Origin of the sequence: Actinospineispora spinosispora DSM 44797 (assembly GCF_000429025.1) — a bacterium.
Lineage (GTDB): Bacteria > Actinomycetota > Actinomycetes > Mycobacteriales > Pseudonocardiaceae > Pseudonocardia > Pseudonocardia spinosispora.
Genome location: NZ_KE386834.1, coordinates 250,068 through 274,740, shown reverse-complemented (window position 1 = coordinate 274,740; position 24,673 = coordinate 250,068). Strand labels below are relative to the sequence as shown.

The window sequence follows — 24,673 nt, the reverse complement described above, 5'->3', positions numbered from 1 at the left end:
GCTGGCGCCGGCCTCGCGCTCGTTCCTGGTTGCACGCGTTCGGGGGCGAGGGTTCCGGGTTGACACCGCCCGACCACGCCAAGTGCGGGCCAGGATCGCGGGGAACGGGGCAGAGTGCGTGTCCGCCGTGGTGCTGGCGGGCCGATCGCGCTCTCTTGGGCCACGGCTGCGCCGCGCCCCGCGCCGGGCCGCGCCCGGCCCGGCCGACTTTGCGCACCGTGGTGCTGTGTCGCACATGTTCGGACGTGTGCGACGCAGCATCAGGGTGTGCGAGGTTGCGGGAGGGTCACACCCGCCACAGGCGTCACGGAGTTGCAGAGGGTGGTGTTGCGTCGCAGACGGTGCAGTGTCTGCGACGCAACGTCAGGGTCTGCGACGTCACCCGGCTGCTACAGCCATTCCTTCAGCTGGGCCATCAGCTTCACCGGGTCGGAACCCACGGGGTTCACGTGCAGGTGGGTGACCCCGGCTTCGCGCAGGGCGGCGATCCGTTCCTTCACGAACTCGGGCGGGCCGATCAGGTTGGTGTGCGAGATGAACTCGTCGGGCAGGGCGGCGGCCGCCTCGTTCTTCTTGCCGCTCAGGTACAGCTCCTGGACCTGAGCCGCGACGTCTGGGTAGCCGTAGCGCTGGAAGACGGTGTTGTAGAAGTTCTTGCCCTTCGCGCCCATGCCGCCGATGTACAGCGCGGCCAGGCCGCGCGCGGCGGCCTCGGCGTTCGCGTAGTGCTCCTCCTCCAGCGCGAGGATGCCGCCGCCGGTCATCTGCAGCTCGCCCAGCGCGGGGTCGCGCTTGGCCTTGCCGGCGCGCAGCGCGTCGCCCCACACCGCGTCGAGCTTCTCCGGGAACAGGACGAACGGCAGCCAGCCCTCGGCGATCTCGGCGGCCATCTCGACGTTCTTGTCGCCGAGCGCGGCCAGCCAGATCGGGATGCGCTCGCGCACCGGGTGGTTGATCAGCTTGAGCGGCTTGCCGAGGCCGATTCCCTGGTCCTTGGGCAGCGGCAGCTGGTAGAGGCCGTCGTGCTCGACGACCTCGCGGCGCCACACCTTGCGGCAGATGTCGACGATCTCACGGGTGCGCGCGATCGGCTTGTCGTAGGGCACGCCGTGCCAGCCCTCGATGACCTGCGGGCCGGATGCGCCGAGACCCAGGATCGCCCTGCCGCCGGAGATCGAGTCCAGGCCGGCCGCGGTCATCGCGGTCAGGGTCGGGGTGCGGCTGTAGATCGGCAGGATGCCGGAGCCGATCTCCACCCGTTCGGTCTTGGCCGCGACGTAGCCCATCAGCGTCGGGGCGTCGAACGTGTAGACCTCGGCGAACCACACCGTGTCCAGTCCGACCTGTTCGAGCGCGACGACCTGGTTGATCGTCTCGACCGGATTGCCGCCGTACATCACCTGGGTGCTCAGTTTCATGCCGCAACCCTAGTCGGCGAACCCACGTAGTTAAATAACAGTGTGACAAATGATTCGCAGGCCGGCCGCGTCGCTCTCGTGACCGGAGGTTCCGCCGGGCTCGGCCTGACCATCGCCACCGCGCTCGCCGAAGCGGGCGCGCAGGTCGTGCTGTGCGGCCGCGACGCCGAACGGTCCCGGCAGGTCGCGCGGGACCTCGCCGCACGGACCGGACGCACGGTCCGGGGCGTCGCGTGCGATGTCACCGACGAGGACTCCGTACAGCGGCTGGTGGACGACACCGTGTCCGAGCACGGCCGCCTCGACGTGCTGGTCACCAGTGCGGGCGTGCAGGCCCGGGGTGGGCTCGGGGAACTCGACGTCAACACGTTGCGCACATGCCTCGAGGTCAACGTGGTGGGCACCTGGCTGGCCTGCCGGGCGGCGGCCGAGCCGATGCGCGCGGCCGGGTACGGGAGGATCGTCACCCTGGCCAGCGCATTGGGCCTGGTCGGCGCCGCGGGGCGGTCCGGGTACGCGGCGAGCAAGGGCGCTGTCGTCCAGCTGACCCGCAGTCTCGCCGTCGAGCTGGCCGAGCACGGCATCACGGTGAACGCCCTGGCGCCCGGCCCGTTCCGGACGCCGCTCAACGAGGGCATCGACGACGACCCGCGGGTGCGGCGGTTCCTGGAGGCCGAGGTCCCGATGCGGCGCTGGGCGCAGCCGACGGAGCTGGCCGGCGCGGCCCTACTGCTGGCCGATCCGGGCAGCGGCTACCTGACCGGCGTCACGCTCCCGGTGGACGGCGGGTGGACCGCCCACTAGTCGATCACCCGGCCGTCGCGCAGCTGGATGACCCGGTCGGTCATCCGCGCCTCCTCCTTCTCGTGGGTGATCAGCACGATCGTCCGGCCGGCTTTGTGCAGGTTGACCAGCAGCGTCAGGATCTCGCGGCCGGTCACCCCGTCGAGCGCGCCGGTCGGCTCGTCGGCGACCAGGATCGCCGGGTCGGCGACCAACGCCCGCGCGATGCACACCCGCTGCTGCTGCCCTCCGGACAGCTGGCTCGGCGCGTGCGACATCCGGTCCCCCAGCCCGACCTGCCGCAGCGCCTCCCTCGCCCGCTCCGCCCGATCACCGACACCCGCGTACACCAGCGGCAGCTCGACGTTGCGCAGGGCACTGGTGCGCGGGATCAGATTGAACGACTGGAACACGCAGCCGACCTTGCGTCCCCGGACCCGCGCGATCTCCCGCTTGCTGTAGCCGCTCACGTCGACACCGTCGAGCACATAGCTGCCCTCGGACGGCGGGTCGAGGCAGCCGAGCACGTTCATCAGCGTGGTCTTGCCCGAACCCGACGACCCCATGACCGCGAGGAACTCGCCCGCGTGCACGGTCAGGTCGACCCGGTCGAGCGCATGGACCTCCTCGGCGCCGGTCCGGTACACCTTGCTGACCCCGGACAACCTGATCAGCGGCTGCACCATGTCCACACTCCGAGAGTGACTCAGGACACAGGACTATACGCTCGTTCGAGTGAATTGACAGAGTCCCGATGAGTTCCGACGCCGAAGCGGGTCAACACAGGTACGCGATCCGAGCAGCCAGGGAGATCCCATGACCACGAACGCCTTGCCGCCCGTCGTCGACGCCGCCACGTGGCGCCGTGAGCTGGACGAGCTGCGGAACCGGGAGAAGGCCGCGACCAGGGAGCTCGACGCCATCGCCGCGCAGCGGCGCCGGCTCCCGATGGTCGAGATGCCCGCCTACACCCTCGAAGGCGAGAACGGCCCGGTCACCCTCGCCGAGATCTTCGACGGCCACCCGCAGCTGATCGTCTACAACCACATGTGGTTCCCCGGCGAGGAATGGCAGTGCGGCGGCTGCACCGGGTTCACCTCTCAGTTCACCCGCCTCGACGGCCTGGGCAGTTTCGACGCCCGGTTCGTCATCGTGACCCCGGGACCGATCGACGAGGCGCTGGCCTACAAGCGACGCGTCGGCAACACCATGGACTGGTACTCGACCGCGAACAGCTCGTTCGGCGCCGACGTCGACGCGCCGCTGGGCGCGGGCTTCGGGGTCAACGTGTTCCTGCGCGACGGCGACACGGTCTACCGCACCTGGCACACCAACGGCCGGGGCACCGAGCAGCTCAGCTTCCTGTTCGGCCTGGTCGACCTGCTGCCCTACGGCCGCCAGGAGGAATGGCAGGACTCGCCGAGTGACTGGCCACAGGGCCCCACCTACAGCCGCTGGCTCGACTCAGACGCCATCGCCAAACTGTACGGCGAGGGCTGACCCCAAGATCATCACCGCGTGAGGGCTCTTTTCCGGCGCGAGATCAGCCCTCAGGCGGTGATGATCTTGACATCACACCGTCTGGCGTTCTCGTCCACCCCAGTAGCGGGCTCGGACGTCCTTCTTGAGGATCTTGCCGGTCGGGTTGCGCGGCAGCTCGTCGACGACGTCGACCGACTTGGGGCACTTGTAGGACGCCAGGTGCTCGCGGCAGTAGGCGAGCAGCTCGGCCTCGTCGACCGTGTGGCCCTCGGCGGCGACCACGACGGCCTTGGGCACCTCGCCCCACTTGTCGTCCGGCACACCCACCACGGTCAGGTCACCGACCGAGGGATGCTCGGCGAGCACCCGTTCGATCTCGGCGGGGTAGATGTTCTCCCCGCCGCTGATGATCATGTCCTTGATGCGGTCGGTGATGTAGAGGTAGCCGTCGGTGTCGAAGTGCCCGGCGTCGCCGGAGTGGTACCAGCCGTCCTCGCCGATCGCCGACGCGGTGGCCTCAGGGCGGTTCCAGTAGCCGCTCATCAGCTGCTCGGTGCGCACCCACACCTCGCCCTGCTGACCGGTCGGCACCGGTTCGCCGGTCGCCGGCTCGCGGACCTCGATGGACACCCCGTCCATCGGCTGTCCGGCCGAGATCAGGCGCTGCTCGGGCGCGCCCTCGGCGTGGTCCTCCGGGCCGAGCACCGTCACCACGCCACACGCCTCGGTCATCCCGTAGACCTGCATGAACACGTTCGGGAAGACCTTCATCGACGCGCGTAGCACGGGCAGCGGCATCGGCGAGGCCCCGTAGCAGAGCACCTTCAGCGCCGAGTAGTCGTGCTTCGTCGCATCCGGGACCTTCGCCATCAGCGCGAGCAGCGCGGGCACGAAGAACGAGTGGGTGATGCGCTCGGACTCGAGCAGCCGCAGCAGCGTCGCGGGCTCCGGCGTCCGGACCATCACCATCCGGGCGCCCGTGTACAGCGCGCACAGCGCGTAGCTCGAACCGCCGACGTGGAACAGCGGCATGGCGACCATGAACGCGTCGTCCGGCTGGGCGCCGATCGTCGCGGACACGTTCGCCGAGTGCGCGACCATCGCCCGGTGCGTGAGCATCGCACCCTTGGGGAAGCCGGTGGTCCCGGACGTGTAGAGCTGCAGGAAGCAGTCGTCGGGGTCGGCCGGGTGCACCTCCTGGTCGGGCTCGACGTCCAGCCAGGACTCGTAGCTGTCCTCGTCGCCGCCGACATGGATGACGCGGCGCACCTTCGGCAGCTTGTCCCGTAGCTGCTCGACCGTCGAGGCGAACTCCGGACCGACGAACAGCACCTCGGCCTCGGAGTCGTTGAGGACGTACTCCACCTCGGACGGGGTGAGCCGGAAGTTGACCACCACGTTCGCGGTGCCGACCTGGGCACACGCCAGGGTGGTCTCCAGACAGGACGGATGGTTGAAGTCCAGCACCGCGACCCGGGCGCCGGGACGCAGACCGGCCGCGCGCTGAGCGGCGGCTGCGCGCGCGACCCGATCGGCCAGCTCCGCCCAGCTCCACCTCGAATCGCCGTAGCGCAGCGCCTCCCGCTCCGCCCGCTCGGACGCCCAGCGGCTCAACAGTGCTGTGATCATCGGCCAGCTCCCGCGCGTCGAAAGTTTCCGGCAGGACCCCACTCCGCTTCGCTCCGGGGGCCGCAACCGGAAACTTGGGCGGCTACGCCCTCGCTTCGCTCCGGCCTCGCTGCCCTCGCTGGACGCGCGCTTGACTGTTCACCTTCTGCTTCGCCTGTTGCGTTCTTTGCAGTGCGTCGCACTGAACCCCCTACGCGGAGACTCGCGGAGCCAAGTATGGAAGTGGACTTGCCGTTGAACTGTGCGCCGGTCGCGGCTGTGGCCCGGTCACCCGCGCCCGGCTAATGGTGGCCAGTTGACCGTAGTCGGATGAACCGTGGCTGGGCTAGTTATGGCTGGGTGAGTTGTAGCCGGGCGGTAGCTGTACGTGTTCGTCGTGGGATGCGCAGCACGCGGGACCACCTCACCCTGCACCGACCATGGGGTGACGCCGTGTGTCACAACGGGCCTCGCACAGCGGGCCGAAGGCCGTTCCGCCGCAGGCGGGTAGTGCACCAGGGGCGGCTCCCAAGCCGCGGCAGCAAGCGCGCGTCCAGCGAGGGCAGCGAAGCCCGAAGCGTCAGCGAGGGCGTAGCCGCCCAAGTTTCCGGTTGCGGCCCCCGGAGCGAAGCGGAGTGGGGTCCTGCCGGAAACTTTAGACGCGCGGGGGCCCGCCGGTTGGCAAGCCCGCCGCTTTCCAGGCCTGGAAGCCGCCGACCAGGTCGGTGGCCCGGTGCAGGCCCAGGTCCTGTAGCGATGCGGCCGCCAGGCTCGAGGTGTAGCCCTCGGAGCAGAAGATCACCACGGCGACGTCGTGATCGACGGCCTGCTCGATCCGGGCGTCGGATGTCGGGTCGAGGCGCCATTCCAGGTGGTTGCGTTCGATCAGCATCGCGCCCGGGATGCTGCCCTCCGACGAGCGTTGCCAGTCCGGGCGGATGTCGACGAACAGGGCACCGGCGGCCACCGCGTGCTGCGCGCTGACCGGTTCCAGCCTGGTCAGCCGGGCGCGCGCGTTGGCCAGCATCTCATCGATCGTCAGGTGGCTCACGCGTGCACCTTCTCCGGCTCGGTGGTCAGTTCGCTGCGTGTCCTGCGCAGCAGACCACCGGGCTCGACCTGGTAGTACGACATCGCGGTCAACGGCGGCGAGTACGCATGCACGCTCACCGCCGGTTCGACGGCGGTGTTGGTCACATCGTGCACGTAACCGGGCGGAAAGCCCACACTCGTCCCGGCGCGCAGCGACCGGGTGCGCAGCTGCGCACTCGCCGGGACCCAGCGTTGCTCGGTGAGCGCGCCGCGCACCACGGTCAACGCGCCGAGCGAGCCGGCGTGGTCGTGCAGCTCGGCGGTCTGCTCGCGGGCCCAGCTGATCAGCCAGACGTCGACGTAGCCGTCGCTGGACAGCAGCTGGTACCAGCGCTGCTCGGGGTCGACGTGCACCGTGTGCAGGCCGGCCCTGACCTCATCGGCGATCCGACGGGTGAGCCCTCGCAGCTCCGGCAGGGCGAGCGAGGTCGGCGCGGTAACGGTCACAGCGGGTACTCCAGTGTGTCGCTAGAAAACAGGGCCGGTGAGAACTCAGCCCTGGCAACAGCACTGGTCGAAGCAGTCGCCGCGACGCCCCGCCCAGAACGGGTCAAGGAGGTCGGCGGTCCGCATGCCCCCATTTCACCACAAAACCGGTTTGGTTTGTACACCGGATGGTCCTCCCCCGAGCGGATGCAATTTCGCCAGGCGTGCTACCGGACGGGTGACGCGCGGTTGACCGGGTGCCCCTGACTGCTGTTGTGTACGACGCCCCGAGCCCAGGTGGGAGGTCGCGATGGCGCTCGACCCGCAGGTGCACGACGTCATCGCGCTGTGTCGTGCCCGGGGGATGGCGGACTTCGCGGATCTCAGTGTCACCGAGGCCCGTTCCGCGTTCAGCGGTATGACCGCGTTGCAGGGTGATCCCGAACCGGTCGACACGGTCGTGGAGCTGGACGTCCCCGGTCCGGCCGGGATGCTGCCGACCCGCATCTACCGTCCCCGGGAGGCCGAGCCCGAGGCGCTGCTCCCGCTGATCGTCTACCTGCACGGCGGCGGGTTCGTCCTGGGTGACCTGGACGTCGCGGACCGGCCGTGCCGCGCGCTGGCCAACGCGGCGGGCGCGGTGATCGCGTCGGTCCAGTACCGGAAGGCACCCGAGGCGCCGTTCCCGGCCGCGGTACTGGACTGCCAGGCGGCCACCGGATGGCTGACCGAGCACGCCGACGAGCTCGGCGGGGACCCCACCCGGATCGGGGTCGCGGGCGACAGCACCGGCGCGAACCTCGCCGCGGTGGTCGCGCAGCTCGCGCTGCGTCAGGGTGAGCTGGTGCTGGCGGTGCAGCTGCTGCTGTACCCGACGACCGACTTCGTCGGCAGCTGGCCGTCGCGCACCCAGCAGGCCAAGGACCATCTGCTGACCGTGCGGGATCTCGACTGGTTCGCCAGCCACTACCTGGGAGCGGCCGGGCGCCGCGTCGATCCCGCCGACCCGCTGTTGTCGCCGCTGCGCGCGCCCGATCTGTCGGGGCTTCCGCCGGCCATGGTCGTCACGGCGGGTTTCGACCCGGTACGCGATGAAGGACTCGCCTACGCGAACGCGCTGGCCGACGCGGGTGTGCCGGTGCGCGCCTGCCACAACGAGTCCATGGCGCACGGCTTCTGCTGGCTCGCCGGCTCCGTCGACCGGGCGGGCGAGGTGATCGCCGAGGTCGGCGAGTACGCGCGCACCGTGTTCGCCTCCGCCACAACCGTCTCGAACTGAGTACGGCGCCATCAGGCAGTATGGGGCTTGATGAACGTCTCCTACGACGGCACCGGCCGCATCCTGGTCCGGAACCTGCGCAAGCAGTTCGGCTCGGTCGAGGCGGTCCGCGGCCTGAGCTTCACGGTGGAACCAGGCAGGGTGACCGGTTTCCTCGGTCCGAACGGCGCGGGGAAGACCACGACGTTGCGCATCGTGCTCGGCCTGGTCACGGCCAACGACGGCGAGGCCACGATCGGCGGCGTGCACTACGACCAGCTGGCCCATCCGGCCAGGGTGGTGGGGGCGGTGCTCGACTCGCAGGGCTTCCACAAGTCCCGTACCGCGCGCGCTCACCTGCGGATCTACACGGCGGCGATCGGTGTGCCCGATCACCGCGCCGACGAGGTGCTCGCGCTGGTCGGGCTGACCGACGCGGCACACCGCAAGGTCGGCGGCTTCTCACTCGGGATGCGGCAGCGGCTGGCACTGGCGACCGCGCTGCTCGGCGACCCGCAGGTACTCGTGCTGGACGAACCGGGGTCCGGGCTCGACCCGGAGGGTGTCGCGTGGCTGCGCGGTTTCCTGCGCGCGTTCGCCTCGTCCGGGCGCACCGTCCTGGTGTCCAGCCACCAGCTCGCCGAGATCGAGCAGACCGTCGACCACGTCGTGATCATCAGCCAGGGCGCGAGCGTGTACGAGGGCAGCCTCGCGCAGCTCGGCGGCGGAACGCAGAGCCGGCTCAAGGTGCAGTGCGCGGACCAGGCGAAACTCGCCATCGCACTCGCCGAACGAGGTATCACCGACGTCCAAGCGCTGCCCGAGGGCGGCCTCGCGGTCACCGGGGCGACCAGCACGACGGTCGGTGAGGTCGCACTCGCGGCCGGGGTCGCGCTGTACGGGATCGCCGAGGAGCGGACCGACCTGGAGCGGCACTTCTTCGAGCTCACCAACGGCCAGTACCAGCCGAACGGGCAGTACACGCCGCCGCCGTTGACCGGCCAGATTCCGGCCGTGCCGCCCGGCTATCCGCAGCCCCAGCAGCCGAGCCCGTTCGCGCGGCCGAGCTCGCCCACCCCGGAGTTCCCGCCGGCGCCACCGCCGCCCGCGCAGGAACCGGCCGAGCCTTCGGAAGGAGAGCAGAAGCGATGAGCGCACCGGCACCGACGCAGCAGACCGGCTGGTCACCCACGGTCGTGCTGGCACTGCTGATCTCCGAGTTCCGCAAGACCTTCTCGACCGCCGCGTGGTGGGCACTGCTGATCCCCGCGGTCGTGCTGTGTGCGCTGGTCGGGCTGGCTCTGGCCGAGATCGGCGGTCTGACGTTCTCCGCGCCGGCCCCGCAGGCGCTCGCACTGAGCTCGTTCGGCAGCAAGTTCGCCGTCGTGTTCGGGGTGGTGTGCGCGTCCTCGGAGTTCCGCCACCGCACGATCACCACCAGCTACCTCACCGCGCCCGGCCGACCGCAGCTGCTGGTCGCCAAGGTCGTCGTCGCCGCGGTCGTCGGCGCCGGCTACGGGCTGGCCTGCTGGATCCTGGGCCTGCTCGGGATCCTGGCCGGCGGTGGTCAGATGACCAGCGACGAGCTGTCCTCGATGCTCGCCATCGGCGCCGTCGGGATGATGGTCTTCGCGCTGTGGGCGGTCATCGGGGTCGGGGTGGGCACGCTCATCGACAACCAGGTCGGCGCCATCCTCGGCGTGCTGGTCTACCTGCTGCTCGCCGAAGGGCTCATCACCGGCGTCGCCAGGTTCACCGACACCGGTCAGATCGACGAGTTCCTGCCCGGCGGTTCGGCCGCGTGGGCGTTGCAGGGGCTGGTCGACAACGGTGCGTTCAGCCTGTCGACCGGTTCGCCGCTGCCCTGGTGGCTCGCGTTGCTGATCTTCTTCGGGTATGCGCTGGTCGCGGTGCTCGCCGGTGCCGCCGTGGCCCAGACCAGGGACGTGACCTGAGTACCGGCGACCTGGAGCAGCTCGCCGCCGCGCACGGTGTGGCGACGAGCTACCTCGACGGGCGGCGCCGTCCGGTCCAGGTCGATCCGGACGTGGTCGTGCGGGTGCTGGGCCTGCTGGACGTCGACGCGACGACGGAGACCGACCGACGCCGCGAGCTGGCCGCCGTCGCCGAACGGAAGCACTCGGCCGCGTGGGCGCCCACCGTCGCGCTGCGGGTCGGCGACGGCCCCCGGCAGGTCGCCGGTGCGCGGCAGCTGGTCGCCGAGGACGGCACGCGGACCGACCTGCGCGACGAGCTGCCCACCGGCCTGAGCCCCGGTTGGTACCACCTCACCGGCGTCGTGAACGGGACCGAGCAGTACGGCTCGGTGGTCGTCGCCCCCGCTCAGGTCCCGACCCCGGAGCGGACCTGGGGCTGGATGCTGCAGCTCTACGCGCTGACCTCGGAACGCTCCTGGGGCATCGGGGACCTCGGTGACCTGCGCGAGTTCGTGAAGTGGACCGCGGCCGAGCACGGCGCGGGGGCGGTGCTGCTCAACCCGCTACACGCGCCCGGTCCGACGCACCCCGTGCAGCCCTCCCCGTACACGCCGTCCAGCAGACGCTTCGCCAACCCGCTCGCGCTGCGGATCGAGGACCTGGACGCCTACCGACACGCCGACCCGGACACCCGCGCCGAGGTGGACGCGCTGCGCGTCGCGCCCGCTCGGTGGCGCATCGACCACGACCTCACGTGGGCGGCGAAGCGGTCCGCGCTGGAGCTGCTGTGGCGCTCGGCGGGGCGCCCCGAGCCGGTCGACCCCAGCGCGGGCCTGATCGACTTCGCCACCTACTGCGCGTTGGCCGAAAAGCACGGCGGACGGTGGACGCTGTGGCCGGCCGAGCTGCGCGATCCGACCAGCTCGGCCGTGGAGTCCAGTCGCACCGAGCGGGTCGCGTTCCATGGCTGGGTGCAGCAGCGGTGTACCGAGCAGCTCGCGGCCGTCCGGACCGCCGCGCGGGACTCGGGCATGTCGCTCGGCGTGCTGCACGACCTCGCGGTCGGGGTCGACCCGGAAGGCGCGGACGCCTGGGCGTTGGCCGACGTGCTGGCGACCGGGGTGTCGGTCGGCGCCCCGCCGGACGATTTCACCCCTCGCGGACAGAACTGGGGACTGCCGCCGTGGCGTCCCGACCGGCTCGCCGAGACCGGGTACGCGGCGTTCCGCGACATGCTCCGCGCGGTGCTGTCGCACGCGGACGGGCTGCGGATCGACCACGTGGCCGGGCTGTGGCGGCTGTGGTGGGTGCCGCCGGGTGACGAACCGGACCGGGGCACCTATGTGCACTACGACGCGGACGCCATGCTGGCGGTACTCGCGCTGGAGGCGCACCGGGCGAACGCGGTCGTCGTCGGCGAGGACCTGGGCACGGTCGAGCCGGAGGTCACCGAGGCGCTGGCGGCGCAGGAGATGCTGGGCTGCTCGGTGGCCTGGTTCGCGCGCGACGAGTCGGCACCCGGTGAACCGCTGCTGGCTCCGGGACGGTGGCCGGAACGCAGCGCGGCCAGCCTGTCGACCCACGACCTTCCGACCGCGGCGGGGTTCCTGCGCGGCGAGCACGTCACGATCCGCGCCGACCTCGGCCTGCTCGACGACGTTCCGGCCGAGCGCGACGCCGCCGCCCGGGAGCGCACCGAGTGGCTGGCGCTGCTGCGGTCCGAGTCGCTGCTGCCGGACACCCCCGAGGAGCCGGACGAGCAGGCGATCATCCTGGCGATGCACGAGCTCCTGGCCAGGACGCCGTGCCGGCTGGCACTGATCTCGCCGTACGACGTGATCGCCGAACCCCGCCAGCCCAACCTGCCCGGCACGGTCGACGAGTACCCCAACTGGCGCCTCCCCCTCCCGGTGACCCTGGAGGCCCTGCGCACGGACCCCCGCGTAGCGGCCGTCACCGCCGCGTTCCGCACCCGCTCCTAGCGCACCGCGGGCGGCTTTGCACGTGTTCGTGCTGTGTCGCACATGTCCGGACATGTGCGACACAGCACGTAGATGTGCAAAGCCGCCCGCGGGCCGGCCGACCAGAGGGTTCCGCTACCCGGTCAGGCCGGCCGCGGATGCTGGAACGGCAGCTCCTTCAATGCCACCTTCTCCGGCTCGATGAACGACACGATGGACTTGCGCACCGGGAAGTCGACACCGACGTAGCGGTTGCTCATCCGGTCCATGATCTCGATCGCCTCGTCGTTCTCGATCTCCTCGACGACCCGGCCTCTGATGATCACCGAGCGGTACGGGTTCTCCTCGTCGGTCACCGAGATGCCGACGCGGGCGTCGCGGCGCAGGTTGCGCACCTTGAGATGTGCCTCGGTGGAGAAGATCGCCAGCCGGTCGCCCTCCACCGAGATCCACACCGGCGAGACGTGCGGTGATCCGTCCGCCATCAGCGTCGCCACGTGAGCCATGTTGCGTGCGCTGAGCAGGGCGCGCACGTCTTCCGTCAGTTCAGCCATGCCCGGTGCCAACAACCGTTCGCCCGCGCCCATTCCGCTACGGCTCAGTGGATGCGCAGGCCTGCCCGCCACACTGCGTAGGTGAGCGGCACTCCGGGGCGGTAGGCGAGGTGGGTCACCGAGGGGGCGTCGAGGACGTGGACGTCCGCCCGGCTGCCCGGGCGCAGGACGCCGACCGCGCCGGTGCCCTCCTCGCGGCGCAGCGCCCGCGCGCCGCCCCAGGTGGCGGCGCGGACCGCCTCGGCGACGCTCATCCGCATCTGCAGCACCGCCGTGGCCACGCAGAACGCCATCGACGATGTGTACGACGAGCCCGGGTTGCAGTTGGAGGCCAACGCGACCGTGGCGCCGGCGTCGAGCAGCGCGCGGGCGTCCGGCAGCGGTTGACGGGTCGACAGGTCACAGGCCGGGAGCAGCGTCGCCACGGTGTCCGAACCGGCGAGCGCGTCCACGTCCGCGGCGCTCAGGTGCGTGCAGTGGTCGACGCTCGCGGCGCTCATCTCGACCGCGAGCGCCACTCCGGGACCGGGTCCGAGCTGGTTGCCGTGCACGCGCAGGCCCAGGCCGCGTTCCGCGGACGCGGTGAGCACCGCGCGGCTCTGGTCGGCGTCGAACGCACCGGTCTCGCAGAACACGTCCGCCCACCGCACGTACGGCGCGACGGCGTCCAGCATCGGACCGCACACCAGGTCGACGTAGTCGTCGGGCACCCAGCCGTCGGGCACCAGGTGCGCACCGAGGAACGTCACTTCGTCGGCGTAGCTGGTGGCGATTCGTGCGGCCCGTTCCTCGTCGTCGACGGTGAGGCCGTAGCCGGTCTTCGTCTCCAGGTACGTGGTGCCCTGCGCGGCGGCCTCCGCGACGTGGCGGCGCAGGTTCTTCGCCAGCTCGACGTCGCTCGCCGCCCTGGTCGCCTCGACGGTGACCGCGATGCCGCCAGCCTGGTAGGGCGCGCCAGCCATGCGGGCGCCGAACTCGGCGGTCCGATCACCGGCGAACAGCAGGTGGCTGTGGCTGTCCACCCAGCCGGGCAGCGCCGCCCGTCCCTGCAGGTCGACCCGCTCGTCGGCCTCCGGCGCGTTCGCCGAGGAGCCCACCCACTCGACGAGCCCGTCGGTCAGCACCAGCGCCGCGTCCGTCACCGTGCCGAGCTCGTCGTCGTTCGTCGTCAGCTCACCGATGCCGGTGATCACCATGCTCATGGTCCCCACAACCCCCCGATGGTTCGCGCAAGGTCTCGCCCCAGCTCGCCGAATGCGCGATGCACCCCATCCTGGACGATCACTCGCCCACCCACCACCACACTGTGCACATCGGCGGACGTGGCGGCCAGCACGAGCTGCCCGGGGAGTGCACCGCCGGTGCGTGGGGTGTCGGGCCGCAGCGACACCAGATCGCACAGTGCGCCGGGGGCGATCCGTCCGCTGTCCCAGCCGAGGGACCGGTGGCCGTGCTCGGTGGCGGACCGGACGAGCTGGGCCGGGTCGAAGCGGCCTCGCCGCCCGGTCCGCAGCCGTTCACCGTGTTCCAAGGCCCTGGCCTCCAGAAGCGGGTCGACGACCGCGTGCTGGTCACTGCCCAGGCTGATCGGGCTGCCGGCGTCGGCCAGCTCGCGGGCCGGGCCGATGCCGTCGGCCAGGTCGCCCTCGGTGCTCGGGCAGAAGCACGCGGTCGTGCGGGAGCCGCCGAGCAGGCTGATGTCGTCGCCTGACAGGTGGGTGGCGTGCACGGCGGTGGTGTCCGGGCCGAGTAGCCCCGAATCGGCGAGCAGCCGGGTCGGCGAGCAGCCGTGGACGGCCTGACAGGCCTCGTTCTCGGCGGGCTGTTCGGACAGGTGCACGTGTAGCGGTCGTCCGGCGCACCCCTCGGCGACCCGGCCGAACGCGGTCGCCGGAACCGCGCGCACCGAATGGACGGCCGCGCCGATGCGAACCGTGTCGTCGCCGGTCAGCTCGCCGACGCGAGCCAGCCAACCGTCCACGTCGCCGTCGGAGAACCGGGTCTGCTCCGGCGACAACGGCAGGTAGCCGGTGTCGTCGAGGCCGCCGCTGAGGTAGCAGGTGTCCAGCAGCGTGAGCCGGACTCCGGCCTCGCGGGCCGCCTCGACGAGCGCGGTGCCCATCGCGTTCGGATCGGCGTAGCGTCGGCCCCCGGGTGCGTGGTGCAGATAGTGGAACTCGCCGACGGCGGTGTAGCCGGCGAGCGCCATCTCGGCGAACACGAGCCTGGCCAGCTGGTGGTAGCTGTCCGGGTCAAGCCGCTGGGCGAGCCGGTACATCGCCTCGCGCCAGGTCCAGAACGTGCCGCCGTCACCGTGGGTGCGCCCGCGCAGCGCCCGGTGGAACGCGTGCGAGTGCCCGTTGGCGAACCCGGGGAACACCACGCCGCCCAGCCGATGGGCGCCCTCCGGCGGCTCCTGTCCGGTGGCGACGGCGCTGATCACACCGGCGTCGTCCACCTCGACCAGCACCCGATCGGCAACCCCGTCCCCGACCCAGGCTCGCTCACACCAGTACCCGACGTGGGCTCGTGAGTGGCGAGTGGTCCCCTGGGACCACTCGCCACTCACGGCTCGTCCCGGCACAGGGACTCCAGGGTTCGGGCGAGCGCTGCCGCTCCGGCCTCGCAGTCGGCGGGCTCGGCGTGTTCGGCGGGTGCGTGGCTGATCCCGGTCGGGTTGCGGACGAACAGCATCGCCGTCGGCACCCGAGAGGCCAGGATGCCCGCGTCGTGGCCGGCACCGGTCGGCAGGACCGGAACACCACCCAGCTCGGCGGCCAGCCGGTCCCGCAGAGCCGGGTCGAACAGCACGGTGTCACCGAACGACTCCTGCCGCACCGACAGCTCACAGCCCTCCTCCGCCGCGGCGGCCCTCGCCGCCGCCGTGATCTCCTCGACCACCTCGCGGACCGGAGCCTCCTCGGGCGCTCGAGCGTCCAGCCAGAAGTCCACCGACGAGGCGATCACGTTGGTGCCGCCGGGGGTCGGGGTCAGCCGCCCGACCGTCGCCCGAGCACCGGCCCTCCCGCCCAGGGCGCGCCGAGCCGCCAGTACGGCGGCCGCGGCCGGCAGCATCGGGTCGCGCCGGTCGGGGACCTCGGTCGTACCGGCGTGGTTGCCGACCCCGGTCACGGTGAACCGCCACCGGCCGTGCGCCAGGATCGACGACGCCACGGCCACCGAGGGCCGGTCGTCCAGCAGATCCATCGCCCGCCCCTGCTCGACGTGCAGCTCCACGAAACAACCGATGTCGGCCAGCGCCTCGTCGTCGCGCCCGAACCGTGCCGGGTCCACACCCGCCGAGGACGCCGCCTCCGCGAGGGTGATGCCGTCGGAGTCGGTGAGCCGCCGCGCGGCATCAGGGTCGAGCGAGCCGGTCATCAGCCGCGAGCCGAGGCACGGGACCCCGAACCGGCCACCTTCCTCCTCGCTGAACACACCGATCGCCAACGGGCGTCCCGGCTGGAACCCCCCGGATCGCAGCAGGTCGACAGCACTGAGCGAGGCCGCGACACCCAGCGGGCCGTCGAACGCGCCGCCGCCGGGCACCGAGTCGAGATGGCTCCCGGTGATCACCGCGTTCGGCCCCGGTGTGCCCCACCAGGCCCACAGGTTGCCGTTGCGGTCGGTGCGCACATCGAGGCCGCGACGCTGTGCCTGCTCGACGAACCACGTCCGCAGCTCACCCTCGACGGGAGCGAAACCGTGCCGCGAGTAGCCGCCCCGGCGGCCGTCGCGGCCTACGTCGGCGATCTCGCCCAAGAGCGCCGTGACAGTCATGCCTGCGCCATCGGGATGTGCACGCCGCGCTCGGCGGCGACCGAGGACGCTTCCGGGTAGCCGGCGTCGACGTGACGCAGCACGCCCATGCCGGGGTCGTTCGTCAGCACCCGTTCCAGCTTCTGTGCAGCCAGCTCGGTGCCGTCCGCGACGGTGACCTGACCCGCATGGATGGACCGCCCGATGCCGACACCGCCGCCGTGGTGCAGCGACACCCAGGTCGCGCCGGACGCGGTGTTGACCAACGCGTTGAGCAGCGGCCAGTCGGCGATCGCGTCGGAGCCGTCGGCCATCGACTCGGTCTCCCGGTACGGCGAGGCGACCGAACCGCAGTCCAGGTGGTCGCGCCCGATGACGACCGGCGCGGAAAGCTCACCGTTGGCCACCATCTCGTTGAACCGCAGCCCGGCCAGGTGCCGTTCGCCGTAGCCGAGCCAGCAGATCCGCGCCGGCAGCCCCTGGAACGCGACGCGCTCACCGGCGAGCTTGATCCACCGGTTCACCGACTCGTTCTCCGGGAACAGCTCCATGATCGCCCGGTCGGTGGCGGCGATGTCGGCGGGATCGCCGGACAGCGCCACCCAGCGGAACGGGCCCTGGCCCTCGCAGAACAGCGGCCGGATGTAGGCGGGCACGAACCCGGGGAAGTCGAACGCGCGCTCGCACCCGCCCTTGCGCGCTTCGTCGCGGATCGAGTTGCCGTAGTCGAACACCTCGGCGCCGCCGTCCATGAACCCCAGCATCGCGTCCACATGCTCGGCCATCGAGTCGCGCGAGCGGTCGGTGAACTCGTCCGGCTTCTTCTCCGCGTAGTCGTGCCAGTCGGCGGGATCGATGCCCTTCGGCAGGTAGGCCAGCGGGTCGTGCGCGCTGGTCTGGTCGGTCACGACATCGACCTCGACGCCGCGTTTCAGCAGCTCGGGCAGTACCTCGGCGGCGTTGCCGATCAGCCCGACGGACAGCGCGACCCGGTCGCGCTTCGCGGCGGTGCACCGGCGGATCGCGTCGTCGAGATCGGTGGCGATCTCGTCGAGATAGCGGTGCTCGACCCGACGCCGGGCACGGGCCGCGTCACACTCGATGACCAGCGCGACGCCACCGTTCATGGTCACCGCGAGCGGCTGAGCGCCGCCCATGCCGCCGAGGCCCGCCGTCACGGTGAGCGTGCCGGCCAGCGACCCGCCGAACCGTTTCTTCGCCACCGCCGCGAACGTCTCGTAGGTGCCCTGCAGGATTCCCTGGGTGCCGATGTAGATCCAGGAGCCTGCGGTCATCTGGCCGTACATGGTGAGCCCGGCGGCCTCCAGCCTGCGGAACTCCGGCCAGTTCGCCCAGTCCGGCACCAGGTTCGAGTTGGCGATCAGCACCCGGGGCGCCCACTCGTGGGTGCGCAGCACACCGACCGGGCGGCCGGACTGCACGAGCAGTGTCTCGTCAAGGCCCAGGTTGGTCAGCTCACGGGTCATCGCGTGGAAGCTCGGCCAGTCCCGCGCGGCGCGACCGGTGCCGCCGTAGACCACCAGGTCTTCCGGCCGCTCGGCGACCTCGGGATCGAGGTTGTTGTGCAGCATGCGCAGCGGCGCCTCGGTGGCCCAGCCCTGCGCGGTCAGTGCGCTGCCGCGCGCGGCCCTGATCGGTCCTGACATGACTCTCCCCATCTCGGGCTCACCGGTGTTGGTTCCTCAACAGTCTTGAGGTGACCGCCACAGCTCTACCAGGGCCCCACGACAACCTTTGTCTGGAATCCCAGACACATGTGCGTTCTTCCGGATCGTCCGGACCGCGAGCACGTGCGAAGGTCACGACACAGCGAAGGCAGCGAGAAAGCAGGTCCCGATGGTCGAGCAGCCGGATACGGCACGGTCGAGCCTGACTCCCGAGCGACGGACGATCGACGTCATCCCCGAGGACGAACGGCACGGGACTCCGTTCAACCAGTTCACCCTGTGGTTCGGCGCGAACATGCAGATCACCGCCGTCGTCGACGGCGCGCTCGCGGTGATCTTCGGCGCGGACGCGCTGTGGGCGATCATCGGGCTGCTGATCGGCAACGTGCTCGGCGGTGCCGTCATGGCGCTGCACTCCGCGCAGGGCCCCAGGCTCGGTCTGCCGCAGATGATCTCCAGCCGGGCGCAGTTCGGTGTCCTCGGCGCCTGTGTGCCGCTGGCGCTGGTCGTACTGCTCTACCTCGGCTTCGCCGCCACCGGGACCGTTCTCGCCGGTCAGGCGGTCAGCGCGCTGCTGCACCTGGGCAGCCCGACGATCGGCATCCTGATCTTCGGTGCGCTGACCGCCGTCATCGCGGTGGCCGGCTACAAGCTCGTGCACATCGTCGGGCGGTTCGCCACGGTCGTCGGCGCGATCGGCTTCACCTACCTCGCGGTCCGGCTGTTCACCAGCTACGACGTGGCCGCGTTCATCGGTCTGAAGCCGTTCGACGCCGCGACGTTCCTGCTGGCGGTGTCCCTCGGCGCCGGCTGGCAGCTGACCTTCGGACCATACGTCGCCGACTACTCCCGCTACCTGCCGAGCGACACGAGCGTGCGGTCCGCGTTCCTCTCGACGTTCGCCGGCAGCGTCATCGGCTCGCAGTGGTCCATGACGTTCGGTGCGCTGCTCGCCGCCGTCGTCGGCCCGAAGTTCGTCGCCGACCAGGTCGGATTCATCGGCACGCTCGCCGGGCCCGCGGTCGTCGCGATCGGCATCTACTTCGTGATCGTCGTCGGCAAACTGACCATCACCTGCCTGGACGCCTACGGCGGGTTCATGTCGACCGTCACCGGCGTCACCGCGTTCACCGGTCAGACCAGGGTCTCGCAGGCCGCGCGGGTGGTGTCCATCGTCGTGTTCGTCGCGGCGACGGTCGGTATCGCGCTGTTCGCCAGCGCCGACTTCCTCAACAACTTCAAGAACTTCGTCCTGGTGCTGCTGACCGTGTTCACGCCGTGGAGCGCCATCAACCTCATCGACTACTACCTGGTGTCCAAGGAACGGGTCGACGTCCCGGCGCTGTACGACCCGAGGGGCCGGTACGGCAGCTGGAACGTCACCGCCCTCGCCGTCTACGTACTCGGCATCTGCGTGCAGATCCCGTTCCTCGCCCAGTCGCTCTACACCGGACCGGTGACCAGGCTGCTCGGCGGCGCGGACATCTCCTGGATCGTCGCGCTGCTGGTCACCGGGGCGGTGTACTACCCGCTCGCCCGGCGTACCAGCAACCCGCCGGAGACGGTCACCCAGCGCGGATGAGGTCCTCGGCAGCGGCGATCTCCGGCGCGAGGTGCCGGTCCGGGCCCGGTCCCGGGACGGAGGCACGCAGCCTCGCCACCATCTCGGCGGTGGCGGGCGCCGGGTGCAACGGCGCACGCAGATCGAGCGCCCGCGCGGCGGTGAGCAGCTCGATCGCCAGCACCGTGGTGAGACCGTCGATCGCGCGCCGCAGCTTGCGCGCCGCCGACCAGCCCATGGACACGTGGTCCTCCTGCATCGCGCTGGTCGGGATCGAGTCGACCGAGGCCGGGACCGCGAGCCGCTTCAGCTCCGAGACCACCGCGGCCTGGGTGTAGTGCGCGATCATGTACCCGGAGTCGACGCCGGCGTCGTCGGCGAGGAACGGTGGCAGCCCGTGCGAGCGGCTGACGTCGAGCATCCGGTCGGTGCGGCGTTCGGCGATACTCGCCACGTCCGCGACGCAGATGGCGAGGAAGTCCAGCACGTAGGCGACCGGGGCGCCGTGGAAGTTGCCGTTCGACTCGACCCGGCCGTCGTCGAGCACGACCGGGTTGTCGATCACCGAGGCCAGCTCGCGTCCGGCAACGAGATCGGCGTGCGCGAGCGTGTCGCGCGCGGCGCCGTGGACCTGCGGTGAGCAGCGCAGCGAGTAGGCGTCCTGTACCCGGTTGCAGTCCGGCCCCCGGTGGCTCTGCATGATCTCCGAGCCCCGCAGCAGCTCGGTCATGCGCGCCGCCGACGTGGCCTGGCCCGGGTGCGGGCGCAGGGCCTGCAGGTCCGCCGCGAACACCCGGTCGGTGCCGAGCAGCGCCTCGACGCTCATCGCGGCGGTCAGGTCGGCCATGTCGAGCAGCCGGGTGATGTCCGCGATGGCCAGGGTCAGCATGCCGAGCATGCCGTCCGTGCCGTTGATCAGCGCCAACCCCTCCTTCTCGGCGAGCTCGACGGTCTTGACTCCCGCGTCGGCCATCGCCTCGGCGGCCGGACGACGGTTGCCTGCCGCGTCGTACACCTCGCCCTCACCGATCAGCGCGAGTGCGATCGAGGACAGCGGCGCGAGGTCGCCGGAACAGCCGAGTGACCCGTACTCGTGCACGATCGGCACGATGTCGGCGTTCAGCAGATCGGCGAGCGACTCGATGGTCTCGGCACGAACGCCGGTGTGCCCGCTGGCCAGGGTGTGCAATCGCAGCAGCATGAGCGCCCTGACGACCTCGCGTTCGACCTCTGGCCCGGCGCCCGCCGCGTGCGACCGGATGAGCGACCGCTGCAGCGCGGCCCTGCGATCCGGCCGGATGTGCCGCGTGGCGAGCGCCCCGAAACCGGTGGACACGCCGTAGGTGGGCGTCTCCGCGTCGGCGAGCCGCTCGATGTGGGTGCGCGACTCGCGCACCGCGGCTTTGGCGGTATCGGTCACCCGGACCGGCGCTCCCCGCCTGGCGACGGCGACGACCTGGTCACGACTCAACGCAATTTCATCCAGCAGCACGGTGTCAGGCATCCGACCATCTCATCGCTCGCCGCCCCGGGAAGCGAGCGTGGCGCCGGACTCTGTGTCTGCGATACGAGACTCTGGAGGAATCACAGCGCAAATCCCCCGAGGATTCGTTCGAACGGCCGAGTGACACACCTCGCCCGACCGCACGGCGACTGTCGAGCGCCGAGAAGTACTTGTCGTGACACACTTCGTGTGATGGGTGGGAGCAGTGAGGTGCCCGCGCTGCGCCGGGGGCTGGCGATCCTGCGGTTGCTGGCAAGCCACGCGGGCCCGATGACCGCATCCGCCGTGGCCGGCGCGCTGGACCTGCCCCGCTCGACGACCTACCACCTGCTCGCCGAGCTGACCGACGCCGGATTCGTCACGCACCTCCCGGAGGCGCGCCGGTACGGGCTCGGGGTCGCGGTGTTCGAGCTGGGGTCCGCGTACCTGCGCCACGACCCGCTCGAAGCACTCGCCCGTCCTCTACTGCGCGGCCTGGTCGATCGTCTGCGCAGGCCGGCACAGCTCGGCGTCCTGCACGGTCCGGAGACGCTCTACCTGCTGCGCGAACAACCCCGCCGGCCGTTGACGCTGGTCACCGACGTGGGCGTCCGCATGCCCACGCATCTGCCGGCGTCCGGGCGGGCAATGCTCGGCAGGCTGCCCGCGTCCCAGGTGCGTGCGCTGTTCCCGTCGACCGTGAGCTTCGTCAGCCGCACCGGACGGGGGCCCACCAACCTGCCCGAGCTACGTCGGTTACTGACGAAGGAACGGCAACGCGGCTGGGCGGTGGAGGACGGCTACGTGACGGCGGGCTTCGCCTCGGTCGCGGCGCCGGTGCTCGACCACGGCGACCACCCCGTCGCAGCGATCAGCGTGGTCTTCCCGCACGAGTGCCCAGGTCCGCGCGAATGCAACCAGGACTGGCCCGACCTGGCGGCCGAGGTACGCCGAGCGGCGGGCGAGCTGTCGGTCCGGATCGGCGGCCGACGCTAGGCACTCGACGCCCGCGAGTCGGGCGCGTGAGCACACCGAGTCGGGCACCACAGCACACAAGGCTGTACCGAAAGCGCCGACTCGGTGTGCTGAGGCGCCCGACTCGCGGGTGGCTGTCTCCGTCACTCATCCGGTGGCCGGGTGGCGGCGCGCCACCACTGCCTCCGGCCCGGTGGTTGTGACGTCCGCGCCGTCACCAGGACATGGCAGCTCATGCAGCGCCGGCCCGGCGGGCTGAACATCGATCCCGGCGTGACCCGGAGGCCACAGGCGGCGAGATAGCGCCCCTCGGCGAGCCCCGCGACCAGGTAGGGCTCGGCGACAGCGTGATGGCGACCATCCATGAGGCAGGTCATCCACGGCATAAGTCTTTCCTTTCATCTAAATGAGTGACTAGCTTTCGTCGCGAATCATGACCAGGGGGACCGCGCGGAAATCTCCTGGAGGAACGCCACCAGCTCATCGCCGAACAGCGCACCTTCGGCCAGCCGCCGATAGTGCTCGACGTACTGCCGAACCTCGTCGGGATCGCGCACCCTGAGGCTCGACGTGACGGTCTCGGCCAGCACGAGAGCAGCTCTGTCCACATCGGGGTCGCCGATGATCGAGAACCCGTGATAGATGTGCGTGCGCTCCCGGGTCGAGAACGCCACCATCCCCATCTCGACGTTCGGCAGCCGGGCGACCTCCACCATCCGCTGAAGCTGGTCCCGCATGGCTGAGGCTGGGAGCAGCGAGCGCCGGAGCGCCGACTCGGTGAACAGCAGCTTCAACCGCTTCGCCCGGTCACCCAGCACCGCTTGGCGTGCCAGCCGCGCCTGAACCGCGCCGGCCAGCTCCTCAGGAGACAGCGCCTGACCTTGACCGAGCCGGAACATCACTGCGGCGTACGCCCCGGTCTGAGCAAGGCCCGGCACAACCTGGGGAGCGAATACCCAGATCGCACTGGCGGCAGCCTCGAGCGCCCTGATCTCCTCCTGCACCTTTCGCCGGCCAGGAGCTACACGGCGTTTCCATTCGGTCAGCTCGACACCCTGCCGCCGCGCCAGTTCAGTCAGACGACTCCGCAGCTCAGGTGCGGCATGCAGGAGCCGCGCCCACTCGTCGACCTCATCCGGCTTCGCCAGCGTCACAGCCCGCTCGACGCGACTCACCTTGGACTGCGACCAACCGAGCCGACGCGCCAGCTCGGTCGTACTGCAGCCCGAATCGAGCCGCAAGGCTCGCAGGCCAGCGGCAAGTTCGTGACGGTCGTCAGACCGGGTCGGCGATGAGATCGGGCTCGTACTTTCTCAAGTAGTCGGTGAGCGTAACGGCATGACGCACGGCACGATCGCGGATTTCCAGGTAGGGCCGCACATTCTCCCGAAGCTCCGGATAAAGAAAGTGTCCCTCGTCGTCGTAAACCATGCTGACCGCGGTCGCGGAGTCGTAGAGCCAGAAATCCTCGTGCAGGTCCGCCAGGTCAGTGTTCCAAGCCCGGTTCGCCACGAACACTTCCTGACCGACGGCAGCGGTGTCCTGGTATCCGAACAGCTCGAACTCGCTGTACTCGACCAGCGGATAGTCCAGGATCCGAACTCGCCAGAATCGTCTACCGGCAGAGATGACGTCGCGCATCTCGCCGAGCCACGCATCCCGGTCCGGATGGGCGCGCACCCGATCGCCACGTCGCCACGCCGCGAAGTCCGTTTCCTCCTGCGGCACCAGATACTGCGGCAGCGTCTCTAGCCGAAATGCATCGGTCGACCGCTGGATGATCCGTCTCAGGTCATCCAGATCCAACGTGGTCACCCGAGCCCGGCATCGATGATGATCCGCCGGCGAATCCGAGCAGCCACCTCGCCCGGCGCCAACGGCACCGTGTCTGGAGCCACCTCCAGACCGACGACCACCACGTCCTCCCAGTCGTCATCCCCCCATACCGACTGACACGTCTCGATTCCCTGACAAGAGCCGTCCACCGAGAGCCGTCTCAGCATGTCCCCACCCCGATTCACTCCGCGACCTTCTTAGGTCACTCACTTAAATTAACGTAGTGACTAGAGCTGGTCCAGCGTTCAGGGTCATTGCCTAGCGAAGCACTCGCGGGCCCGGCGCGAGTTCCAGCGCCCAGCGCGCCCCGCCCCACCGGCACGACGTCGCAGAGCTAGCTGTCGTGTCGCAGACGCTGCAGTGTCTGCGACACGACACGAGGCTCTGCGAAGTCGCTCGAGCCCTGGCCCGCGTCCGTGCATGGGAAAGGGGTGGCCCCTGCCGGACGTCGGTGTCCGGCGGGAGCCACCCCCAGGTTCAGGTGGACGGGCTAGCTGGTCAGCCCTGCTGCGGCACGATGGCGAAGCGCATCTGTGCTTCCTCGCCCTCGGCGACCTGCTCGACGTCGAGTGTCTTGTCGCCGAGTACCTGCGCCGCGTTCTGCTCCAGGTAGACCTTCGCCCCGCTGCCTTCGACAACGGTGTCGTCCTGCGACGGGGTCTGGACCAGGGCCAGCTCGAGCCCCTGTCCCTGGTCGTCCGTCGCGATCCGTGCGCCCGAGCCCTCCGGCATCTCGTTGAGCGACACGAGGGCATTGATGGCGTCTGCTGCGCTCTCGGTGATTGCCAACATCCGCCCGACCGTAGGGAAGCCCACCGGCGCTCGCAGCGTGGGGCGGCGCTCTCGGCGGAT

The 24,673-nt window shown here is 70.5% G+C and carries 24 protein-coding genes; 8 read left to right on the top strand and 16 right to left on the bottom strand.

Features of this window, described 5'->3' with window-relative positions; translation table 11 throughout:
• Window positions 1-389: 389 nt before the first annotated feature.
• Window positions 390-1,418: an LLM class F420-dependent oxidoreductase gene (locus tag G406_RS0130715; protein ID WP_028936766.1), complete on the bottom strand. Its 1,029-nt coding sequence runs from the start codon at window positions 1,416-1,418 to the stop codon at window positions 390-392.
• Between the two features lie 42 nt (window positions 1,419-1,460).
• Here G406_RS0130715 and G406_RS0130710 point away from each other — a divergent pair, with 42 nt between their 5' ends.
• Window positions 1,461-2,222 (top strand): SDR family NAD(P)-dependent oxidoreductase, encoded by a 762-nt coding sequence (locus G406_RS0130710; RefSeq protein WP_028936765.1) that lies wholly within the window; start codon window positions 1,461-1,463, stop codon window positions 2,220-2,222.
• Here the strand turns inward: G406_RS0130710 and G406_RS0130705 are convergent.
• Window positions 2,219-2,887, bottom strand: a complete 669-nt coding sequence (locus tag G406_RS0130705) for an ATP-binding cassette domain-containing protein (protein ID WP_037079699.1) — start codon at window positions 2,885-2,887, stop codon at window positions 2,219-2,221. The two genes, G406_RS0130710 and G406_RS0130705, sit on opposite strands and share 4 nt — an antisense overlap.
• Window positions 2,888-3,017: 130 nt before the next feature.
• Between G406_RS0130705 and G406_RS0130700 the strand changes: the two genes are divergently transcribed.
• The gene (locus tag G406_RS0130700; protein WP_028936763.1) at window positions 3,018-3,701 is read left to right on the top strand and encodes a DUF899 domain-containing protein; all 684 of its coding nucleotides are present in this window, start codon (window positions 3,018-3,020) and stop codon (window positions 3,699-3,701) included.
• 72 nt (window positions 3,702-3,773) lie between these two features.
• Here the strand turns inward: G406_RS0130700 and G406_RS0130695 are convergent, their stop codons facing one another.
• From G406_RS0130695 to G406_RS50910, 3 genes are all read right to left on the bottom strand, one after another.
• Window positions 3,774-5,312, bottom strand: coding sequence for a long-chain-fatty-acid--CoA ligase (locus tag G406_RS0130695; protein ID WP_028936762.1), 1,539 nt, complete (start codon window positions 5,310-5,312; stop codon window positions 3,774-3,776).
• A 634-nt stretch (window positions 5,313-5,946) separates the two neighbouring features.
• Window positions 5,947-6,318: a rhodanese-like domain-containing protein gene (locus G406_RS50915; RefSeq protein ID WP_051343036.1), complete on the bottom strand. Its 372-nt coding sequence runs from the start codon at window positions 6,316-6,318 to the stop codon at window positions 5,947-5,949.
• Window positions 6,319-6,338: 20 nt separating this feature from the next.
• Complete coding sequence (locus tag G406_RS50910) at window positions 6,339-6,830, bottom strand: cysteine dioxygenase (protein WP_037079391.1); 492 nt, start codon at window positions 6,828-6,830, stop codon at window positions 6,339-6,341.
• A 289-nt stretch (window positions 6,831-7,119) separates the two neighbouring features.
• Between G406_RS50910 and G406_RS50905 the strand changes: the two genes are divergently transcribed.
• Genes G406_RS50905 through malQ form a run of 4 tightly spaced genes read left to right on the top strand, consistent with a single transcriptional unit; the run spans window position 7,120 to window position 11,986 of the window.
• The gene (locus G406_RS50905; RefSeq protein WP_051342912.1) at window positions 7,120-8,088 is read left to right on the top strand and encodes an alpha/beta hydrolase; all 969 of its coding nucleotides are present in this window, start codon (window positions 7,120-7,122) and stop codon (window positions 8,086-8,088) included.
• 30 nt (window positions 8,089-8,118) lie between these two features.
• Complete coding sequence (locus G406_RS50900) at window positions 8,119-9,219, top strand: ATP-binding cassette domain-containing protein (RefSeq protein WP_037079388.1); 1,101 nt, start codon at window positions 8,119-8,121, stop codon at window positions 9,217-9,219.
• Window positions 9,216-10,022, top strand: a complete 807-nt coding sequence (locus tag G406_RS0130670; RefSeq protein ID WP_028936761.1) for a hypothetical protein — start codon at window positions 9,216-9,218, stop codon at window positions 10,020-10,022. The genes G406_RS50900 and G406_RS0130670 overlap by 4 nt, the downstream gene beginning before the upstream one ends.
• 38 nt (window positions 10,023-10,060) lie before the next feature.
• The gene (gene malQ, locus G406_RS0130665; RefSeq protein ID WP_245607272.1) at window positions 10,061-11,986 is read left to right on the top strand and encodes a 4-alpha-glucanotransferase; all 1,926 of its coding nucleotides are present in this window, start codon (window positions 10,061-10,063) and stop codon (window positions 11,984-11,986) included.
• Between the two features lie 122 nt (window positions 11,987-12,108).
• Here the strand turns inward: malQ and G406_RS0130660 are convergent, their stop codons facing one another.
• From G406_RS0130660 to hutU, 5 genes are read right to left on the bottom strand one after another with little or no spacing between them, the layout of a single operon-like run.
• On the bottom strand, window positions 12,109-12,519 hold the full coding sequence (locus G406_RS0130660; RefSeq protein WP_028936759.1) for a PPOX class F420-dependent oxidoreductase: 411 nt from the start codon (window positions 12,517-12,519) through the stop codon (window positions 12,109-12,111).
• Between the two features lie 44 nt (window positions 12,520-12,563).
• Window positions 12,564-13,721: an imidazolonepropionase gene (gene hutI, locus G406_RS0130655; protein WP_028936758.1), complete on the bottom strand. Its 1,158-nt coding sequence runs from the start codon at window positions 13,719-13,721 to the stop codon at window positions 12,564-12,566.
• Complete coding sequence (locus tag G406_RS50895) at window positions 13,718-15,088, bottom strand: formimidoylglutamate deiminase (RefSeq protein ID WP_051342911.1); 1,371 nt, start codon at window positions 15,086-15,088, stop codon at window positions 13,718-13,720. Before G406_RS50895 ends, hutI begins: the two co-directional genes overlap by 4 nt.
• Window positions 15,085-16,299, bottom strand: coding sequence for an allantoate amidohydrolase (locus G406_RS0130645; RefSeq protein ID WP_028936757.1), 1,215 nt, complete (start codon window positions 16,297-16,299; stop codon window positions 15,085-15,087). Before G406_RS0130645 ends, G406_RS50895 begins: the two co-directional genes overlap by 4 nt.
• Complete coding sequence (gene hutU / locus G406_RS0130640) at window positions 16,296-17,945, bottom strand: urocanate hydratase (RefSeq protein WP_028936756.1); 1,650 nt, start codon at window positions 17,943-17,945, stop codon at window positions 16,296-16,298. The genes G406_RS0130645 and hutU overlap by 4 nt, the downstream gene beginning before the upstream one ends.
• Before the next feature lie 190 nt (window positions 17,946-18,135).
• Here hutU and G406_RS0130635 point away from each other — a divergent pair, with 190 nt between their 5' ends.
• On the top strand, window positions 18,136-19,548 hold the full coding sequence (locus G406_RS0130635; protein WP_028936755.1) for a purine-cytosine permease family protein: 1,413 nt from the start codon (window positions 18,136-18,138) through the stop codon (window positions 19,546-19,548).
• Here G406_RS0130635 and hutH read toward each other — a convergent pair.
• On the bottom strand, window positions 19,532-21,031 hold the full coding sequence (hutH, locus tag G406_RS0130630; RefSeq protein WP_028936754.1) for a histidine ammonia-lyase: 1,500 nt from the start codon (window positions 21,029-21,031) through the stop codon (window positions 19,532-19,534). The two genes, G406_RS0130635 and hutH, sit on opposite strands and share 17 nt — an antisense overlap.
• A 192-nt stretch (window positions 21,032-21,223) precedes the next feature.
• Here hutH and G406_RS0130625 point away from each other — a divergent pair, with 192 nt between their 5' ends.
• Window positions 21,224-22,006, top strand: a complete 783-nt coding sequence (locus G406_RS0130625) for an IclR family transcriptional regulator (RefSeq protein WP_028936753.1) — start codon at window positions 21,224-21,226, stop codon at window positions 22,004-22,006.
• A gap of 122 nt (window positions 22,007-22,128) precedes the next feature.
• On the opposite strand, the gene G406_RS57415 is transcribed toward G406_RS0130625, so the two are convergent.
• The 5 genes from G406_RS57415 to G406_RS0130605 all read right to left on the bottom strand — a co-directional run bounded on the left by G406_RS57415 (window position 22,129) and on the right by G406_RS0130605 (window position 24,613).
• Window positions 22,129-22,371: a hypothetical protein gene (locus G406_RS57415; protein ID WP_156935241.1), complete on the bottom strand. Its 243-nt coding sequence runs from the start codon at window positions 22,369-22,371 to the stop codon at window positions 22,129-22,131.
• Between the two features lie 45 nt (window positions 22,372-22,416).
• Window positions 22,417-23,283: a helix-turn-helix domain-containing protein gene (locus G406_RS0130620; protein ID WP_084216485.1), complete on the bottom strand. Its 867-nt coding sequence runs from the start codon at window positions 23,281-23,283 to the stop codon at window positions 22,417-22,419.
• Window positions 23,261-23,791, bottom strand: a complete 531-nt coding sequence (locus tag G406_RS50890; protein WP_156935240.1) for a DUF6879 family protein — start codon at window positions 23,789-23,791, stop codon at window positions 23,261-23,263. The genes G406_RS0130620 and G406_RS50890 overlap by 23 nt, the downstream gene beginning before the upstream one ends.
• A gap of 5 nt (window positions 23,792-23,796) precedes the next feature.
• The gene (locus tag G406_RS0130610; protein ID WP_028936751.1) at window positions 23,797-23,988 is read right to left on the bottom strand and encodes a hypothetical protein; all 192 of its coding nucleotides are present in this window, start codon (window positions 23,986-23,988) and stop codon (window positions 23,797-23,799) included.
• Window positions 23,989-24,319: 331 nt separating this feature from the next.
• Window positions 24,320-24,613: a hypothetical protein gene (locus G406_RS0130605; protein WP_037079687.1), complete on the bottom strand. Its 294-nt coding sequence runs from the start codon at window positions 24,611-24,613 to the stop codon at window positions 24,320-24,322.
• Window positions 24,614-24,673: the final 60 nt, after the last annotated feature.

Coding starts and splice junctions, on each gene's coding strand:
- G406_RS0130715 (WP_028936766.1), bottom strand. CDS start 1,418: ATGAAACTGAGCACCCAGGTGATGTACGGCGGCAATCCGGTCGAGACG.
- G406_RS0130705 (WP_037079699.1), bottom strand. CDS start 2,887: ATGGTGCAGCCGCTGATCAGGTTGTCCGGGGTCAGCAAGGTGTACCGG.
- G406_RS0130700 (WP_028936763.1), top strand. CDS start 3,018: ATGACCACGAACGCCTTGCCGCCCGTCGTCGACGCCGCCACGTGGCGC.
- G406_RS0130695 (WP_028936762.1), bottom strand. CDS start 5,312: ATGATCACAGCACTGTTGAGCCGCTGGGCGTCCGAGCGGGCGGAGCGG.
- G406_RS50915 (WP_051343036.1), bottom strand. CDS start 6,318: ATGCTGGCCAACGCGCGCGCCCGGCTGACCAGGCTGGAACCGGTCAGC.
- G406_RS50905 (WP_051342912.1), top strand. CDS start 7,120: ATGGCGCTCGACCCGCAGGTGCACGACGTCATCGCGCTGTGTCGTGCC.
- G406_RS50900 (WP_037079388.1), top strand. CDS start 8,119: ATGAACGTCTCCTACGACGGCACCGGCCGCATCCTGGTCCGGAACCTG.
- G406_RS0130670 (WP_028936761.1), top strand. CDS start 9,216: ATGAGCGCACCGGCACCGACGCAGCAGACCGGCTGGTCACCCACGGTC.
- G406_RS0130660 (WP_028936759.1), bottom strand. CDS start 12,519: ATGGCTGAACTGACGGAAGACGTGCGCGCCCTGCTCAGCGCACGCAAC.
- hutI (WP_028936758.1), bottom strand. CDS start 13,721: ATGAGCATGGTGATCACCGGCATCGGTGAGCTGACGACGAACGACGAC.
- G406_RS0130645 (WP_028936757.1), bottom strand. CDS start 16,299: ATGACTGTCACGGCGCTCTTGGGCGAGATCGCCGACGTAGGCCGCGAC.
- hutU (WP_028936756.1), bottom strand. CDS start 17,945: ATGTCAGGACCGATCAGGGCCGCGCGCGGCAGCGCACTGACCGCGCAG.
- G406_RS0130635 (WP_028936755.1), top strand. CDS start 18,136: ATGGTCGAGCAGCCGGATACGGCACGGTCGAGCCTGACTCCCGAGCGA.
- hutH (WP_028936754.1), bottom strand. CDS start 21,031: ATGCCTGACACCGTGCTGCTGGATGAAATTGCGTTGAGTCGTGACCAG.
- G406_RS0130625 (WP_028936753.1), top strand. CDS start 21,224: ATGGGTGGGAGCAGTGAGGTGCCCGCGCTGCGCCGGGGGCTGGCGATC.
- G406_RS57415 (WP_156935241.1), bottom strand. CDS start 22,371: ATGCCGTGGATGACCTGCCTCATGGATGGTCGCCATCACGCTGTCGCC.
- G406_RS0130610 (WP_028936751.1), bottom strand. CDS start 23,988: ATGCTGAGACGGCTCTCGGTGGACGGCTCTTGTCAGGGAATCGAGACG.
- G406_RS0130605 (WP_037079687.1), bottom strand. CDS start 24,613: ATGTTGGCAATCACCGAGAGCGCAGCAGACGCCATCAATGCCCTCGTG.